The 15,956-nt window shown below is 53.7% G+C and carries 16 protein-coding genes; 7 read left to right on the top strand and 9 right to left on the bottom strand.

The window, feature by feature from the left end; genetic code table 11:
* Positions 1-4 precede the first annotated feature (4 nt).
* From IMCC3135_RS05420 to IMCC3135_RS05395, 6 genes are all read right to left on the bottom strand, one after another.
* Positions 5-1,018: a TRAP transporter substrate-binding protein gene (locus IMCC3135_RS05420; protein WP_088916675.1), complete on the bottom strand. Its 1,014-nt coding sequence runs from the start codon at positions 1,016-1,018 to the stop codon at positions 5-7.
* 137 nt (positions 1,019-1,155) lie between these two features.
* Complete coding sequence (locus tag IMCC3135_RS05415) at positions 1,156-2,016, bottom strand: ABC transporter permease (protein ID WP_088916674.1); 861 nt, start codon at positions 2,014-2,016, stop codon at positions 1,156-1,158.
* Between the two features lie 28 nt (positions 2,017-2,044).
* Positions 2,045-2,911, bottom strand: a complete 867-nt coding sequence (locus tag IMCC3135_RS05410; RefSeq protein WP_205737921.1) for an ABC transporter permease — start codon at positions 2,909-2,911, stop codon at positions 2,045-2,047.
* 5 nt (positions 2,912-2,916) lie between these two features.
* Positions 2,917-4,044 carry an ABC transporter ATP-binding protein gene (locus tag IMCC3135_RS05405; RefSeq protein WP_088916673.1) on the bottom strand — a complete coding sequence of 376 codons (1,128 nt, stop codon included), beginning with the start codon at positions 4,042-4,044 and terminating at the stop codon, positions 2,917-2,919.
* A 37-nt stretch (positions 4,045-4,081) separates the two neighbouring features.
* Positions 4,082-5,158: an extracellular solute-binding protein gene (locus IMCC3135_RS05400; RefSeq protein WP_088916672.1), complete on the bottom strand. Its 1,077-nt coding sequence runs from the start codon at positions 5,156-5,158 to the stop codon at positions 4,082-4,084.
* 225 nt (positions 5,159-5,383) lie between these two features.
* Positions 5,384-6,343, bottom strand: a complete 960-nt coding sequence (locus IMCC3135_RS05395) for a DMT family transporter (protein ID WP_205737920.1) — start codon at positions 6,341-6,343, stop codon at positions 5,384-5,386.
* A gap of 98 nt (positions 6,344-6,441) precedes the next feature.
* On the opposite strand from IMCC3135_RS05395, the gene IMCC3135_RS05390 reads away from it, so the two are divergent.
* Genes IMCC3135_RS05390 through IMCC3135_RS05375 form a run of 4 tightly spaced genes read left to right on the top strand, consistent with a single transcriptional unit; the run spans position 6,442 to position 9,769 of the window.
* The gene (locus IMCC3135_RS05390) at positions 6,442-7,416 is read left to right on the top strand and encodes a zinc-dependent alcohol dehydrogenase (RefSeq protein WP_088921690.1); all 975 of its coding nucleotides are present in this window, start codon (positions 6,442-6,444) and stop codon (positions 7,414-7,416) included.
* A gap of 18 nt (positions 7,417-7,434) precedes the next feature.
* On the top strand, positions 7,435-7,839 hold the full coding sequence (locus tag IMCC3135_RS05385) for a 6-pyruvoyl trahydropterin synthase family protein (RefSeq protein WP_088916671.1): 405 nt from the start codon (positions 7,435-7,437) through the stop codon (positions 7,837-7,839).
* On the top strand, positions 7,836-8,888 hold the full coding sequence (locus tag IMCC3135_RS05380) for a glycosyltransferase family 4 protein (protein WP_205737919.1): 1,053 nt from the start codon (positions 7,836-7,838) through the stop codon (positions 8,886-8,888). The genes IMCC3135_RS05385 and IMCC3135_RS05380 overlap by 4 nt, the downstream gene beginning before the upstream one ends.
* On the top strand, positions 8,882-9,769 hold the full coding sequence (locus IMCC3135_RS05375) for a class I SAM-dependent methyltransferase (protein ID WP_088916670.1): 888 nt from the start codon (positions 8,882-8,884) through the stop codon (positions 9,767-9,769). Before IMCC3135_RS05380 ends, IMCC3135_RS05375 begins: the two co-directional genes overlap by 7 nt.
* Positions 9,770-9,801: 32 nt before the next feature.
* On the opposite strand, the gene IMCC3135_RS05370 is transcribed toward IMCC3135_RS05375, so the two are convergent.
* Positions 9,802-10,806: a RibD family protein gene (locus tag IMCC3135_RS05370; RefSeq protein WP_088916669.1), complete on the bottom strand. Its 1,005-nt coding sequence runs from the start codon at positions 10,804-10,806 to the stop codon at positions 9,802-9,804.
* A 188-nt stretch (positions 10,807-10,994) separates the two neighbouring features.
* On the opposite strand from IMCC3135_RS05370, the gene ribA reads away from it, so the two are divergent.
* Positions 10,995-12,065: a GTP cyclohydrolase II gene (gene ribA, locus IMCC3135_RS05365; protein WP_157735779.1), complete on the top strand. Its 1,071-nt coding sequence runs from the start codon at positions 10,995-10,997 to the stop codon at positions 12,063-12,065.
* Positions 12,062-12,862, top strand: coding sequence for a CDP-alcohol phosphatidyltransferase family protein (locus tag IMCC3135_RS05360; RefSeq protein ID WP_157735778.1), 801 nt, complete (start codon positions 12,062-12,064; stop codon positions 12,860-12,862). The genes ribA and IMCC3135_RS05360 overlap by 4 nt, the downstream gene beginning before the upstream one ends.
* Here IMCC3135_RS05360 and IMCC3135_RS05355 read toward each other — a convergent pair.
* On the bottom strand, positions 12,781-13,797 hold the full coding sequence (locus tag IMCC3135_RS05355; RefSeq protein ID WP_088916666.1) for a lysylphosphatidylglycerol synthase transmembrane domain-containing protein: 1,017 nt from the start codon (positions 13,795-13,797) through the stop codon (positions 12,781-12,783). The two genes, IMCC3135_RS05360 and IMCC3135_RS05355, sit on opposite strands and share 82 nt — an antisense overlap.
* 1 nt (position 13,798) lies before the next feature.
* Between IMCC3135_RS05355 and IMCC3135_RS05350 the strand changes: the two genes are divergently transcribed.
* The gene (locus tag IMCC3135_RS05350; protein WP_088916665.1) at positions 13,799-15,364 is read left to right on the top strand and encodes an alkaline phosphatase family protein; all 1,566 of its coding nucleotides are present in this window, start codon (positions 13,799-13,801) and stop codon (positions 15,362-15,364) included.
* On the opposite strand, the gene IMCC3135_RS05345 is transcribed toward IMCC3135_RS05350, so the two are convergent.
* Positions 15,361-15,942 (bottom strand): YceI family protein, encoded by a 582-nt coding sequence (locus IMCC3135_RS05345; protein WP_088916664.1) that lies wholly within the window; start codon positions 15,940-15,942, stop codon positions 15,361-15,363. The genes IMCC3135_RS05350 and IMCC3135_RS05345 overlap by 4 nt on opposite strands.
* Positions 15,943-15,956: the final 14 nt, after the last annotated feature.

Raw genomic sequence — 15,956 nt, 5'->3', positions numbered from 1 at the left:
CAGGCTAAAGGCCCAGGCTCTGGATGAATGCTTCATGGCTTTCAACCATTGCCTTGGCTTCAGGGGTTTTCTTGCTCCATTCAGCCCAGGCTGATCGGGCGGCATCACGAAATTTTCCGCGCTCTTCAGCCGACCAGTCATAGGTTGTCACGCCCATACCCTCCAGCTCTCCCAAGGCTTCCCCCTCGTCAACCAGAGTCTGCATGATCAAGTCCATTGCCAGGGATTTATGAGCAACCTCAATGATGGCTCTATGCTTCTCCGGCATCGCATTCCAGATATCTGACCGACAGGCAAGATGATCTGAAGACATCGAATGAAAACCGGGATAAGTGGTGTGTTTTACAATATCGTAGAGCCCCATGCCTAAATTGACGGCAAGCCCGGACGCGTCTGCGCCATCAACAATTCCGCTTTCCAGAGCCGTGAAAACTTCAGTAAAGTCCATCACGACAGGTTTTGCACCCAATGAGGCAAAAATTTCCGACTCCATTCCCGGTGGGGAGCGGAACTTGAAATTCTTGAGGTCGTCCACGCCGCGAATGGGTTTACTTGCATTCAGCGCTTCCTGACCACCCACATGAGCACCGATGAATGTCATCCCTTGCTCGCCGTAAAGTTCGTTGATCTGCTCTCGCCCCCCACCAAAGTTCACCCAGGTTTGAAACTGAATCGGAGTGTCATAGCCCCCCATGGTGTCGGCCACAAACTGATAGGCCGGATTTTTGCCCGTCTGATAGCTGCCGTTGGTCATATCGCAATCAAGTATGCCAGTGGCTGCCGCATCGAAAGTCTCTGCTGATTTGACGACTGCAGAGGAATAGAACATTTCGATTTCAATTTCACCTCCGGACATCAGGTGAACCTGATCCACGAATTCTGCAATCAGTCGACCTGAGGTCGACTCCTGCGATTGATGATTCTGGATTCTGAGCTTGCTGGTGGTTTCTGCTATGGCTGGTGAAGCCGAGAGTCCCAGTAATACGACGGTAGCCGTGAACACGGTCTTTCTAGACATCGATATTCTCCTCGTGACGCGCTTGCTGGGTCGCAAGCGGTCCAAGGGACACTGCATAAAAATCTTTACTCTGTCAACATATAAAAATCAGTATCACCTGTAAAGCATGATGATTTCCGACTGAACCTGATGCCCGCCTAATTGGATTTATCTCGCTGAATCAGTAGCGATACAAGCGCCAGCACACCAGAACCCAGCATCAGAAAAACAGAGACCGCGTTGAGCACAGGCGTAGAACCCACCTTGACCATGCGATCGTACATGGTGATAGTCAATGGCGCATCTGAGCCCACCAGAAACAGTGTGGTATTGAAGTTTTCAAAGGACACCAGAAACGCCACAATACCCGCAGCAATCATCGCAGGTCGCAGAAACGGCAAAGTGATGGTACGCAGCACATGCCAGCGACTACCACCCAGGTTAAAGGCAGCCTCTTCCAGAGATATATCAAACTTCTTTAGCCGTGCCGTAATCACCAGCGAGGTGATGGTGGTAATGAATGAGAACTGCCCAAGGATAACCAGTAACAAGCCAGGGCGTAGAAATTCAAGCTCGATATTCAGTGAATCCTCAATACCATTGGCGACATTACTGGCTAATGCAAGTATGGAAATACCCAGAATGACGCCGGGAATAACCAGAGGCAAAACCATCAGTATGTAGAAGAAATTCTTTGCAGGAAAGTTATGCCGTACAAAGAGAAACGCATTGCAGGTGCCAACGAATACCGATAACAGTGCAACCGCACTGGCCACAATGAACGAGACGTTCAGACCACGCAAGAGCCGACGGTCATGAAACATGCCCAGCATGGGTTCGCTGTCATTGAAAAACCAGTCCAGCGTGAACCCGCGCCATGGCAATGAAGGGAACTGCGAATCATTAAACGCAAACATACCGGCCGCCAGCAAGGGCGCTGCCAGAAAAATGAAAAATGCCAGAACATACAGCTTGAAGAAAACTGATCCCGTCCCGTTTCCAACGCCACGAATCAACATGAGCTGAGCCTGCTATTGAACACTTTCATCAGCTTTTCGCAACCGTACTGGTCAGAGTTTGCCCTGACAATTTCAGTCCTACCCAGACAACAATTGAGGTAAAGGCGAGTAATAGAAAACCGAATGCAGCACCCGACTCCCAGTTATACCGGCTGATGAACTGATCGTAGATCTGTTCGGTGAACCAGCTGGAATTCTTGCCTCCCATCAGAATAGGCGTCAGGTAGCTGCCCGCCGTCATCATGAACACCACGATACAACCCGAGACGATACCGGGCATGGCATAAGGGATGATGATTCGGCGCAGCACAGTGAATCCATTGCCACCCAGGTTGTACCCTGCTTCTATCATGGCGTTATCCATGCCATCCAGGGTGGAGACCAGAGGCACAATCATGAACAGGATGACGGTATAAACCAGTCCCATGATAACGGTTGCATCGGTGTACAGAAATTCGATAGGGGTATCGATAAGCCCTGCCCCAACCAGCGCACTGGATACAATACCCGATTCGCGCAGCAGTAGAATCCAGCCGAAAGCTCGAATAAGATCACTCACCCACAAGGGAATGAGGCACAACATGAACAAGGTCCCTTTGGTGCGATTGCCAGCGAGCTTGGCAATATAGTATGCAACCGGAAAACCGATAAGCAGAGCCAGAAATGTCACCAGTAGTGACATCAAACCCGTTCTTATCAGAGTATTCCAGTAAATGGGCTCCATGAAGAAGTCGATGTAATTGGCAAAGCCGAACTCATAGACTCGCGGCGCCACCTTTTCCTGTAGCGACAGATAGACCATGCCAATATGAGGCAGGATAATGAGTAACAGGATCCAGAGACTGAACGGTAAAAACAGCAGCAACAGGGATAACTTGCGAATATCTGAAGTCACGATACTCAGCGCGCCGCTACAGAGGATTCAGGAAAACACAGTGTCTGCTGGCTGGACCATTGCAGCGCGATGGCAGCCCCGGGCCTGATATCGTCGCTGCCTCCCGTGAGGGTCACATCGGCCTCGACCAGAGCCTGCTCTGGCGTACGCACCAGCAAGCGGCTATTCGCACCGTTGAACAGAACGCTATCAACGTGACCTTGCAAAGTGTTGAGTTCGCTAACTGCCTGGCCTTCGATAGCTCCGAGTGCTTGTACCTGCATGAACTCGGGCCGTACATAGATGACAACATTATCACCTGCCCGGCAGGGTTGTTCTGCGGACAGGCGGGCCTGTAATTGTGTGCCTGCTCCAGTACACACGGTAACGCCCGTGGCGCTCACGGCTGTTACCTTAGCCTTCCAGATATTTGAATCACCGACAAAACCTGCAACAAAGGCAGTGGCCGGTTGCTGGTACAGCATCTGAGGTGTGCCCACCTGCTCAAACCGCCCGTTGTTCATGACCGCAACCTGATCGGACATGACGAGAGCTTCAGACTGATCGTGCGTGATATAGACAAAAGTGGTGTTGAACTGATGCTGCAACAACTTCAGCTCGATCTTCATGGCTTCCCGCAGCTTCAGATCCAGAGCCCCCAGAGGCTCATCAAGCAGCAGTACATCCGGATCCAGAACCATACAGCGCGCAATGGCAATTCGCTGCTTCTGACCACCTGACAATTGTCCGATGTCACGCTTGGCAACATCAGGTAAGGCGACACGCTCGAGAACGTCATGCACCTTCTTTTGGATATCTGCTTTGGATGTACCTGAACAACGAAGGCCGTAGGCGATGTTGTCATAGACATTCATCATGGGGAACAAGGCAAGATGCTGAAAGACCATCTTCACATTGCGCTTGTTAGGAGCTGCATTGAGCACCGAGGATCCCTTGATGCGAATATCGCCATGATCCGGCTTTTCAAAGCCTGCGATCATTCTCATCAGGGTCGTCTTGCCGCAACCTGACGGCCCCAGAATGGAAAAGAAACTCCCACGAGGAATACTCAGGGAAACATCATCGACCGCGCGTACGCTCCCGAATTTTCTTGAAATATCGATACATTCGAGATCGTACGCGTGATCAGTCATGAGTCCCTGCTGGTATTTTTAATGTCAGACGTCAGAATCAACCGCCAGTGGCAGCTTTGATTTTTTCCAGAGCCTTGCCTTCCATATCTTCCACACCGGCTGGAATATTGGCAAAGAACTTGAGGTTGTTGATGTCAGCTTCTGTGAACGCTGCATTAACAGCCGCTTTTTTGTCTTCTGGCAGTAAATCTGCTGCGCCATTTATGGCTGCGATGGCGCCGGTGCTGGCTGACATCAGTTTAACCACTTCAGGTTGCAGCACGAAGTTGATCCACTTGTAAGCCGCATCGTCTGCCTTGCCCTTGCGTGGCAATACGAACGTATCGATCCAGGCCAGAGCACCAGACTCAGGTGGCACAAACATGATGTCGGGGTTTTCGCCAAACAGCTTGTAGGCTGTGGAGTCCCATGACTCGGAGGCAATCACTTCACCGGACAGCATCATGGCTGAAAGATCATCTGCACCTTGCCAGTAGGTCTTGATGTTTTCCTTACAGCTGATGAGCGTGTCTGTGACCTTGTCAAGAATACCCTGGTACTTGTCCAGATCGGCATAGGCTGCAAACGGATCTTCGCCCAGAGAATAGGCCGTTGCCAGCAAAATGGTCCGTTTCAGACGCATGGACGTCTTGCCCTTGTAGGCCGGGTCACACAGGTCGCCCCATTTATTGACATCCGGAGCTTCGGCTTTGTTGACTATCAGGCCCGTTGTGCCCCATTGATGTGGAACAGCATAGACCTCACCGTCAATAGTGGCGTTTTCCTTGACACCATCCAGCAACTTGGGCGTCATGTTGTCCATATCGATCTGTGTCAGATCCAACGGTTTGTAGATATCGAACTCTTGCTGCGCAGCGTAGATGCGATCATGACTGGGTTGTGCCAGATCAAACCCTGCCCCACCGGTGGCTCGCAGCTTGGCGATCATCTCTTCGTTGTTGGAATACGTAACTTCAACATCGATATCGGGATATTTGGCTTCAAACATCTCAATGATGTTATCCGGAGCGTAGGATCCCCAGGTCAGCAGTCGCAGCGTCTCTGCATTAGCGGTACCTGACAAAGCCAGTGCCACAGATGCAGTAAGTATGGGTAGTAAGGATTTCACTTGCATGTGTCCATTCTTCCAGTTCAGTTCACGAGAATCTCGCTCAGATGAGCGGCCGTATAGTCTTTCCGCACTACAAGGTCGATAATACGCTCCTGAACGTAGCGCGTTAAGCTCTCACACGCAAACAGTTTTATACACGAATTCATCCCAATTCTGTCATACCGCTGTCATCCGGACCCTCTCTGCACTCAAGCCGTCCCCCAATTGAAGGAGGCTGACACTCTGTGTTCAACTCTGATTCGGTACTGCGCCTTTCGCCTTCGGAATGCGTGCAATACCCAGACGCCTTTCACGCAGAATGATAATGACGCCAGCAGTGACGATCAGAGCAACACCGAGCAGCATCAGCGGCGTCGGCACTTCACTGAATACGAAATAGCCAATCAGCATAGCCAGCAGAATGGAGCTGTACTCGAAAGGGGCAATGACGGCAACTTCAGCATGACGATAACTCTCGGTGAGCAGAATCTGACCAATACCGCCCAGAAGCCCGCCTGTCAGAAGCAGAGCCAGGGCTGGCAAGCTGGGCACCACCCAACCAAACGGCAGCGTCATCAACGACAGTAGCGATGACATGCACGAAAAATAGAAAACGATTGCCCCGGTGCTTTCTGTCGCCACCAGCTTGCGTGCAAATACCTGCGCCAGTGCTGAAAACATTGCCGCCATCAACGCTGCGAAAACACCAATGGTCTGAAGTCTTGTCGCCGCTGTCAATTCAGTATTGGAGAACGTGGGAAAAACCACCAGAAAAACGCCGAACAGTCCCAGCAACAACGAGGCGAAGCGCACCAGACGAATTCGCTCGCCAAGGAACATGGCGGCCAGAATAGTGACCATGAAAGGTGCGGTGTAGCCGATAGCAACGGCTTCTGGCAAAGGCAATAAACCCACAGCCAGAAACCCCAGGCCCATCGCAAAACTTCCCATCATTCCCCGCCAGACATGCCCCATCGGATCGACAGCTACCAGCTTGTGCGGGAACTCGCCACGATAAACCAGCCATGCCAGCAGTACGGGAATGGCAAAAAATGAGCGAAAGAACATCGCCTCACCTGCCGGTACCTCATCGGCAACCGCCTTGACACAAGCGAACATTGTCACGAATACAAAGACTGACAATACTTTGAGGATAATGCCTCGAACCGGATTCACAATCGTCAACAACTGGTGTGCGTGGCCGATCACTATAGGCGAACCAACGGCAAACCGGTACTCCCATGACTCGATTAATGCACGGCAGTAGCACAGGCTATACTGCCCGATTTTCTCGTATCAATAACATCATGAACGCCGAAGCTTTCTGGATTACCGGGGTACGGCAGGCCGAGATACGCAATCTCACGCTGCCGCCCGCCACTCCGACACAGGTTACCGTGCGAAGTCTGTACTCGGCCATCAGTCGTGGGACCGAGTCACTGGTGTTCAACGGTACGGTACCGCCAAGTGAATATCAGCGCATGCGAGCCCCCTTTCAGGAAGGTGATTTTCCCTTTCCGGTCAAATACGGCTATATCAATGTGGGCCTCGTGGAGGCCGGACCTGAACACCTGCTGGGCAAAGAGGTCTTCTGCCTGTATCCCCACCAGAGTCGTTACATTGTCGCTGCCGACGCGGTCACGCCAATCCCCTCAAACATACCTGCAGCACGGGCGGTTTTGTGCGCGAACCTGGAGACGGCCATCAACGCACTCTGGGATGCTCAACCGAATATAGGTGATCGTATAACCGTAGTCGGTGCTGGCGTCGTTGGTTGTCTGGTGGCCTGGCTGGCTGCGGCCATACCAGGCTGCGAAGTCGAACTGGTGGACATCAACAGACACCGCGAACCCATAGCACAAGAGCTGGGGGTCGACTTCAAGTTGCCAGCACAGGCAAGCCATGAGCGTGACCTGGTTATCCATGCCTCTGCCAGCGAGCAAGGCTTGCAAACAGCTCTTGAACTGGCCGGTTTCGAGGCAACCATTCTGGAACTGAGCTGGTATGGCGATAAAGCCGTATCAATACCGCTTGGTCAGGCTTTTCACTCGCAACGACTACAGATTCGCTCATCACAGGTAGGACAGATTGCCCCTGCGCAACGCTCTCGCTGGGATTATCAACGACGCCTGGCGCTGGCCATGCGACTACTCGAGGATGCAACGCTGGATTGCCTGATCAGTGGTGAGAGCGACTTTCGAACTCTGCCAGAGACATTAGGTCAGTTAGTCAGCAAGGGCGAGAACGTCCTTTGCCATCGTATCCGATACCATCAAACCTGAAAATTAACGGAGTATCACGTGTATAGCCTGAACGTCAGAGAACACTTCATGATCGCCCATAGCTTCAAGGGCGAAATTTTTGGCCCTGCACAGGGCATGCACGGGGCCACCTATGTGGTTGATCTGGAAATGCGTCGTCCACAACTCGATGACGATGGTCTGGTTGTTGATATTGGTCTGGCCAGCCAGCAACTCGCCGCTGTACTCGCAGAGCTCAACTACAAAAATCTGGATGAAGTACCCGAGTTTGCCGGCAAGAACACCACGACGGAGTTTCTGGCCGCCGTGATTTTCCAGCGCATCGCTGATCGTATCAAGACCGGTGATCTGGGTGCTGCTGCCAAGGGCTTGAGCGCCATGAAAGTGACCTTGCACGAGTCCCATATTGCCTGGGCCGCCTTCGAAGGTGAGCTTCAAGCTTGAACGAGTCTTCTGACACCGTGTATCTGCTGGTACCCGGTGATATCAATACCCGTACTGGCGGTTACCGCTACGACAAGCGCATCATGCAAGGCTTGCGGGCGATGGGCCGGCACGTCGAGCTAATCTCACTCGAGGGTGCCTACCCCTTTCCCAATGCGGCAGAGCTGGAGCAGGCAGGTGCACAATTGGCTGCCCTGCCCGATCAGGCGCTGACGGTCATTGACGGCTTAGCCTACAGCGTCATGCCTGAACAACTTGCCCGGCACCAGAACCGCTTACGGCTGGTTGCACTCATTCACCATCCTCTGGCACTGGAAACCGGCAACAGCCGCGCAACATCTGAGCAGCTGATGCAAAGTGAAAAGGCGGCTTTGCGTTATGCACAACGTGTGATCACCACCAGTCAGAGCACCGCCGATTCGCTGCGTGATTATCAGGTGCCCGACTCGGCGATGGTTGCCGTCTGCCCGGGAACCGACATAGCACCACTGGCCAGGGGTGCATCGCCAGATTCCTTCAATCTGCTATGTGTCGCCACACTGACCCAGCGCAAAGCACATGATGTGTTGCTTGAAGCGATGGCGCAGCTGAAGGAGCTGCCGTGGCATCTGACCTGCGCCGGCAGCCTCGAGCGTGATGCCGACACCGCCCAGGCGTTGCTCAGGCAATGCCATGAGCTGGATCTGGGGGAACGGGTCAGCTTTACCGGTGAAGCCGATGAGGCAACACTCAATGCGCTGTATCAGCAAGCTGACCTGTTCGTACTCGCCTCATATCATGAAGGCTACGGCATGGTATTGGTCGAGGCTATTGCCCGTGGCCTGCCCATTGTTGCAAGCGATGCTGGTGCCATACCGTCAACCATCCCCACCGGTGCCGGAATTCTGGTGTCACCGGGTAACGCCACCGCACTGGCCGAGGCACTGCGACAGTTCATGCAGGATGATGTCTTGCGACAATCTCTACAGAATGCTGCAAAAACTGCCAGAACCTCCCTGCAAAGCTGGGAGCAGTCCACCCGTGAATTCGAGGCAGCTCTGACATGGTAAACGATGAACCCTCGCAGGCCCCCAGTGGCTTCAGCCAGCAATGGCTGAGCCTGCGCGAACCGGCCGACCATACCGCACGAGATAGTGTGCTGAGCGAATCACTGCAAGGCTGGGCGAAGCTGCAAACGCCTCTGCATATCATGGATTTTGGCACTGGCACGGGCTCAAACCTGCGCTATCTATGCCCTCTGCTCGGCCATGACCAGCACTGGACACTGGTGGACAACGATGCACAACTGCTGACACAGCTGCCCGATATCCTATCGCTGTGGGCCACCTCAAACGACATCACAGTGCAACACGCAAACGATGCACTGGTTCTGTCGAATGAGACTTTCAGTGCCTCGGTGCATTGGCAGCAGAGCGATCTTGCTAATTATTTGGCGGAACTGCCCTTCGAGACAACTGATCTTGTCACCGGCTCGGCCCTGCTGGACCTGACCTCTCGCCGCTGGCTGGACCAACTGGCCAGGTTGTGCATCAGTCACCGCTGTGCCTCATTCTTCGTGCTCAACTATAACGGCCACATCGACTGGCAACCGGTCACTGAAACTGACTCGCTGATGCGCCAGCTGCTCAATGCCCATCAGCTCAGTGACAAGGGATTTGGTCCAGCCCTGGGACCGCAAGCCGGCCAATACCTGGCCAGTTTGCTGGAAGCCCGACAAGCGGTGACTCTGACAGCTAGTGACTGGGGCCTGAGCCCGACACACAGGGAATTACAAGCGGCACTGATTGAAGGCTGGGCAGCTGCTGCCATTGAACAACACTCTGGCGAAAGGGCGGTTATCGATCAATGGCAGACGGCCCGCAATTCATTCAACTCGACATCAATGTCACAGCTGACTGTCGGTCATGTGGATTTACTGGCCTTGCCTTGAAGGCTCGCTCTCCTGCGCAAAAAGCTCACTGATCACAGCAAACGTTGCAGCTCTGTCGAGTTCGACGGCTCTTGAGGTGACACTGAATCCCAGTGTTCATCACTGAGCTCAAAGTCCCACATGACATCCTGTCCCATTCGGTACAGGCGAAAATCCGGGCGCAAAGCCAGTTTCATGCTGGCAGCCCCCGGAATCTGCAAGGAGGCTATACCCTCGCCAACCAGTAAGGGTGCAGTGGCGATCTGCAATCGAGTCAGGCAGCGTGCATTGAAAAACCGTGAAACGGTGACACCACCACCTTCAACGAAAATTCGTCGCAAACCATTTTGCGCCAGAACATCCAGAATATCCTGTGGCTGCAGACGACCATCCATCGAGCGCACGGCTAGCCGGCGATACCCGTCGGATTGCGGTAGAGAGTCCAGTGCTACCGTGTCAGCGTGCAATAACCAGGTCGGCGCCTCGCCATCGTGCAGCACTCTGGAATCTTGTGAGACTCGCGCTTGCGGATCAATGATGACCCTGACCGGGCTGGCCCCGGAGACAGCTCGCGTCGTTAGCTGTGGATCGTCCGCGCTTACCGTTGCGGCTCCCACCACCACGGCGTGACACAGTGAACGAAGCCGGTGCAGATGCCTGCGATTTTCCTCGCCAGTGACAAAGAAGGCATCGCCATCCAGAGTCGCAATACGCGCATCGATACTCTGCCCCAGATGCCCGATCACCACACGGGTCTGAGTCGCAGTTCCCAGCACCGGAAGATACAAATCCAGCATGTCCCTGGCGGCCTGCGGCAGTGCGTTGCTATATTGCCACCCCTCAAGAGGGCTATGAATGAGATCCGCATCATGAATCTGCCCCGCCAGTGTATCAACGGCACCGCTTTGCAGATTGAATACAAAGCTACAGGAACCATTGTCCCCATTAGTTGTCGATTCACTCAGGCAATCATTCCTTGCGAACGCATGCTGATCCGCCAGGATTCGAGCAGCCTGCAGAAGTGCCCATGCCTGTGTTTGTGGGTTTTCGCTACTCACGATCAGTCTGGGATGCTCTTTGTAATTCCGGGGGTGCTGGACAACTATCGATAGCTCTGTCGCAAAATTGAGTCTGTAAAAGGCGCAAAGCCTGTGTTAACCCAAATCAACAATGTCATCGTATAGACATTACACAAGAATACATAGCCGTGCCACGGATGACCATATCAAGAAACCATATGCCGCCGATGAATGATCCGCTCGCAGTCGAACGATGTATCGTTGAATTACAACGTGGCCGAGAGGCGGTACTAAGCCATACATCCGGCTCATGCGTTGTAACACTGGTAGAAACAGTGACCCCTTCGTTGCTGCAAGCTATCAACGCTGCGGGCAGTTGCCAACTGATCGTCTCTGCTAACAGAGCCAGAGCGCTGGGTCGAGAGACAGACGACGAGGCGGCCGTCCTTCAGCTGCTCCCGCATACCTCACTGCAGAGCATTCTCAAACTGGCTGGACTGCACACTCTGGAACGCAATTTTCCGGATGCCGCACAGTGGCAATCTGATGAGCACGAAGCTGCCATTGCCGGACTACGCCTGGCTCAGCAGTCTCATGCACTGCCAGCTCTGCTGCTCTACCCACATCCGGTTGGCCCCGGCTCGATATTGAGCTGCACTGTCACGGATGCCTTATCCGCACGTCCGGACACAGGCGATCTGATGGCCATGAGCAAAACCCGAATTCCATTATCTGATGCGGCCAGTGTCGAGCTTGCCGTTTTCAAGGAGCGCCACGGCTCTGCTGAACATGTGGCCATCACCGTCGGAGAGCCGGACCTGGGCAAACCGGTCGACGTTCGCATCCACTCTTCATGCTTTACCGGCGATATCCTGGGCAGCTTGCGTTGTGACTGCGGAGAACAGCTCAATGGGGCCATCAGTAGTATGGCTCGCACTGGTGGTGGGCTCATTTTATACCTGTCTCAGGAAGGTCGTGGAATTGGACTGGCCAGCAAGCTACGCGCCTATCAATTGCAGGACGAAGGACTGGATACCATTGAAGCCAATCAGAATCTGGGATTCGGAGATGATGAACGCCGCTATCAGGCAGCAACCACCATACTGAACGAACTGGGCGTCTCACGCATACGACTGATCACCAACAACCCTCTCAAGATAGAATCACTGCGTCGCGAAGGCATTGATGTTATCGACCGATTGCCCTCTCATGCGACGGTCAACGAACACAATGCACGCTATCTGCAAACTAAACGCGATCGCGCTGGCCATCTGTGCAACATCGAGTCTGCGGTGTGAGACCAGAGGCAAGCCTGCACAAGCAGGCTGCATGGCACTTTTTGATTGCCAGTCTGGTTTTTGCCCTATCTGGCATAGCCACCCTTTTCCAATTGAACAGTTTACTGGTGCACCTGCCCAGTATCAGCATAGGCTTGACCTGGACGATTCTCTGGTCTCTGATACTGGCTTTGAACTGGCGTGGCCTTGGTTGGCACCCGTACTCGATATTCGGTAAAGCCAATGCGGTGACGCTCTACAGAGCCGCAGGCACCGTGCTCATTGCAGGTCTGGTCCCTGTCGCCAGTGAGCTGCAAATGCAGTGGCCCTGGCTGATCACCGGCCTGGTTGTTTTATTGCTGTCTCTGGATGGTGTCGATGGCTACCTGGCCCGACGATCCGGATTGGCATCCGAGTTTGGCGCACGCTTTGACATGGAAACAGATGCGCTGCTGATTCTGGTTGTCAGTGTTTTTGTCTGGTACAGCGGCGAAACCGGTATCTGGATTATTTCGCTGGGGCTCATGCGCTACCTGTTCGTTCTGGCCAGCCTCTGGTCCAAAGCGCTACGCGGAAATCTGTACCCCTCATTTCGACGCAAACTGGTGTGTGTCATTCAGCTAGTCGTGCTATGCGCCATCTTGTCCCCACTGCTTGCTCCGCCACTTTCAGATATGGCTGGCTTGCTGGCCTTGCTCTGCCTGGCCGCCTCCTTCATACGTGATGTCTTGTGGCTCTACAGGCATCGATCATCTGATGGGCGCAGTGCAGCCCACAACGCACCCGGTATCGTCGCAAGCAATGAAATAACACCATAGAGCACACTACTTGCCACACCGGCTTCTGCGGACATACCCAGCACTGGCCACAATGAGGCCGCAACCGCCTCACGCACACCCCAGCCACCGATTGATATCGGTATAACCATACTCAACAACACCAACGGTACGATCGTCACCACACCGACAAAAGGCAAGGGATGTTGCAACGCCAGCGCACAGATAGCAAAAACAGCCAGATAGGTGGCAACCACGCCCAGGCTCAGTGCTCCTTGAACCAGCCACTGTCTGTCAGCCCACCAGGCACAATACAAGGACGGTCCCAACTCGGCCATGAAGTTCGCAACCGAAGGTGGCGCAAACCTTACGACCAGCCTGAATACCAGTACCAATGCCACCAGCAGCAGCAATGCCGTCAGTATCATCTTTTCACCCAACTCCGGCGCGGCGCTGTCCATCAGCAAAGGCCACAACACCCAACCACCGAGCGTCACTACCAGCAAGGCAAGTTGCCCGGCCAATCTTTCAATCAATACGCTTTGAGCAGATTTGCCCACACCCGCGGCATCCCGATTGCGATAAACCCGAGCAGCATCACCGGTGATTCCACCGGGCAGACTCAGGTTGCCCAGGGTGGCAAGGTAGTATTCGCGAACAGCGTGTGGAACACTCAGCACTTGTCCGAGTCGAACGGCTGTCACCTGCCAGCGTATCGCTGACAAGAGCACTTGGAGCTGAACAACGACAAAGCAGGCAATCATCCATCGCCAATCGGCATTCCGGATGAGAGCAATGGCCGTTTCCAGCTCTATCAGACGGGCAATGAGTAATAGCAACAGGACAGTCAGCAGCATGCGCATGAACCGACCTTTGAGACGAAACAAAGACCAGAACCGCTTGCCTGAATCTACCGGCAGTACCGTAGTGATTGGCGGTGACTCAGTCTCATCGCCCTCCTTGTGGCGCTCTGTCATCGTGCTGTCATTATCCGTCGCACTCGTATATCTGGCATTGCTGTTTCCTTCTCATCCCGGGAAATTTGGCTGGAGTAACTGGGCACAATTCCCTCTGGAGCTGCCGGTACTGATCCTGCTGTTGCTTGCTGCCAACCAGAAAATCGGACGTTGGCTCAGCCTGCTGCTGACACTGGCCATCGGTTTGCTGTTATTGCTTCGACTGGCCGACCTGGGCTCCTACCTGGCATTCAATCGTCGCTTTAGCCCACTACTGGAAATACACCTGGTGGCCGATGGCTGGAACCTGGCCTCGACGGCAGTCGGTCGATTCGAAGCAGGCATTATTGTAGCGGTAGTCTTCATTCTATTGCTGGCACTGGGTTTTTTGCTCTATCGATGCCTGTGTACTATCTCACAAGTCAAAGGGAAAACCCGAACCGTCAGCCTCGGGTTCGTGGGAGTTGCATTGTTGATCGGCGGTACTGCGCTGGCATACGAACATCGCACACACAGGGATGGACCGGTAGAGGCAAACGTCATACCTGAAATTGCACTGCGGATCACAAGCCTGCAACGCTCGATTGCTGACCAACGCACCTTCACCGGAGAGTTGGGTCTGGACAATGTCATGAATGTCGCTACACCGACTTTCGGCGCACTTGCCGGTCGTGATGTCATTCTGGTATTCGTCGAATCCTATGGCCGTGGTTATCTGGATGCAGAACGCTTTTCCGCGACAGCACACAGCCGTCTTGCGAAGAGCGAATCCACACTGAGCGAGTCCGGACTCAGCGTCAAGAGCAGCTGGCTGACATCTCCGGTTCGTGGTGGACGTAGCTGGCTGGCACAAGCAACACTACAATCGGGCCTTGAAATAGATAACCAGGCCCGCTTTGACAGACTGGTCACCTCTGACAGGCTTTCTCTGAGCGGCTTGTTCGCTCAAGCAGGCTGGTATACGACAGGCATCATGCCGGCCATACAGCTGGCCTGGCCTGAAGGTGTCTGGTATGGCTATGAAGGCCTCTACACCAACTCGGAACTGGGGTTTTCCGGTGAACGATTCGGTTACGTGACCATGCCTGATCAATACACCCTGTCCCACTTCGAAAACCATATTCGCCAGCCTAGTGCCAAACCGATGATGGCAACCCTTGCCCTGTTGTCAACTCATGCCCCATGGACACCATTGCCACAGAAAATTGACTGGGAGCTGGTGGGAGACGGATCTATCTACGATGGTTCACACCGGTTCGGCGATCCCATCAGCTGGGAGTATCGCGAGCAGGTTCAGGACATGTACGAAAAATCGTTCGACTATACGTTGGATATTCTGGCTGAATATGCAGCCCGGTATGCTGACGATGCACTAATGATTGTTGTAGGTGATCATCAGCCTCCCCCCATCATCAATGGCTGGGGCAATAGCGCGGACGTCCCCATCCACATCATCTCGAAAGACAAGTTCCTGCTGGAACGATTACCTGCGAACGAGTGGGTGAATGGCATGCTGCCTGATGCAGACTCTCCCAGCCAGCGCATGTCCAGCCTACGCCAGACACTGTCTACCTTGTTTGAACATTAGTCGATATTGGCTTCGGTCTCGATGATCAGCTCAACCGTATCTCCCACCAAGCCGTTGGCAACACCATAGTCCATACCGTAATCCTTACGCTGCAGTGCGCCTCGGGCAGAGATTCCCAGCGTGAATTTCTTGTGTCCGAACGGGTATTTTTCCGACTTGTTGAGCACGAGAGACAAAGTCAGGGGACGCTTTTCTGCCAATAGTTGCAGACTCCCCGACAGCTCTGTCGTTCCTTGTGCCGCAACGAACGCCCCATCAGCGGTGAAGATCATATCGGGATATTTCGAAGTATTCAGGAAGTCCTTGCTACGAACATGCTTGTCACGAGCCTTGTTTTCTGTCTGCAGACTACCGGTTTTTACACTGATAGAAACATCCGATACCTGCCTGGTTTCCTCGTCATAGGTAAAGGCACCAGACACCTCGGTGAATTGACCCAGCGTCTTTGCAAAGCCAGCATGCTCAACCAGGAAGGCCACCGTCGTATGTTCAGAGTCCAGCGAGTAGCGTTGTGGTGCCGCCAGTGCAGACGATGTTGTCAGAGCTAGAACGATGACAAGAGCAAGTGACTTGAACATGATATTTTCCGCTG

The sequence above is a fragment of the Granulosicoccus antarcticus IMCC3135 genome (genome assembly GCF_002215215.1).
Taxonomy (GTDB): Bacteria; Pseudomonadota; Gammaproteobacteria; order Granulosicoccales; family Granulosicoccaceae; genus Granulosicoccus; species Granulosicoccus antarcticus.
This window is presented reverse-complemented; position numbering and strand designations above follow the sequence as displayed.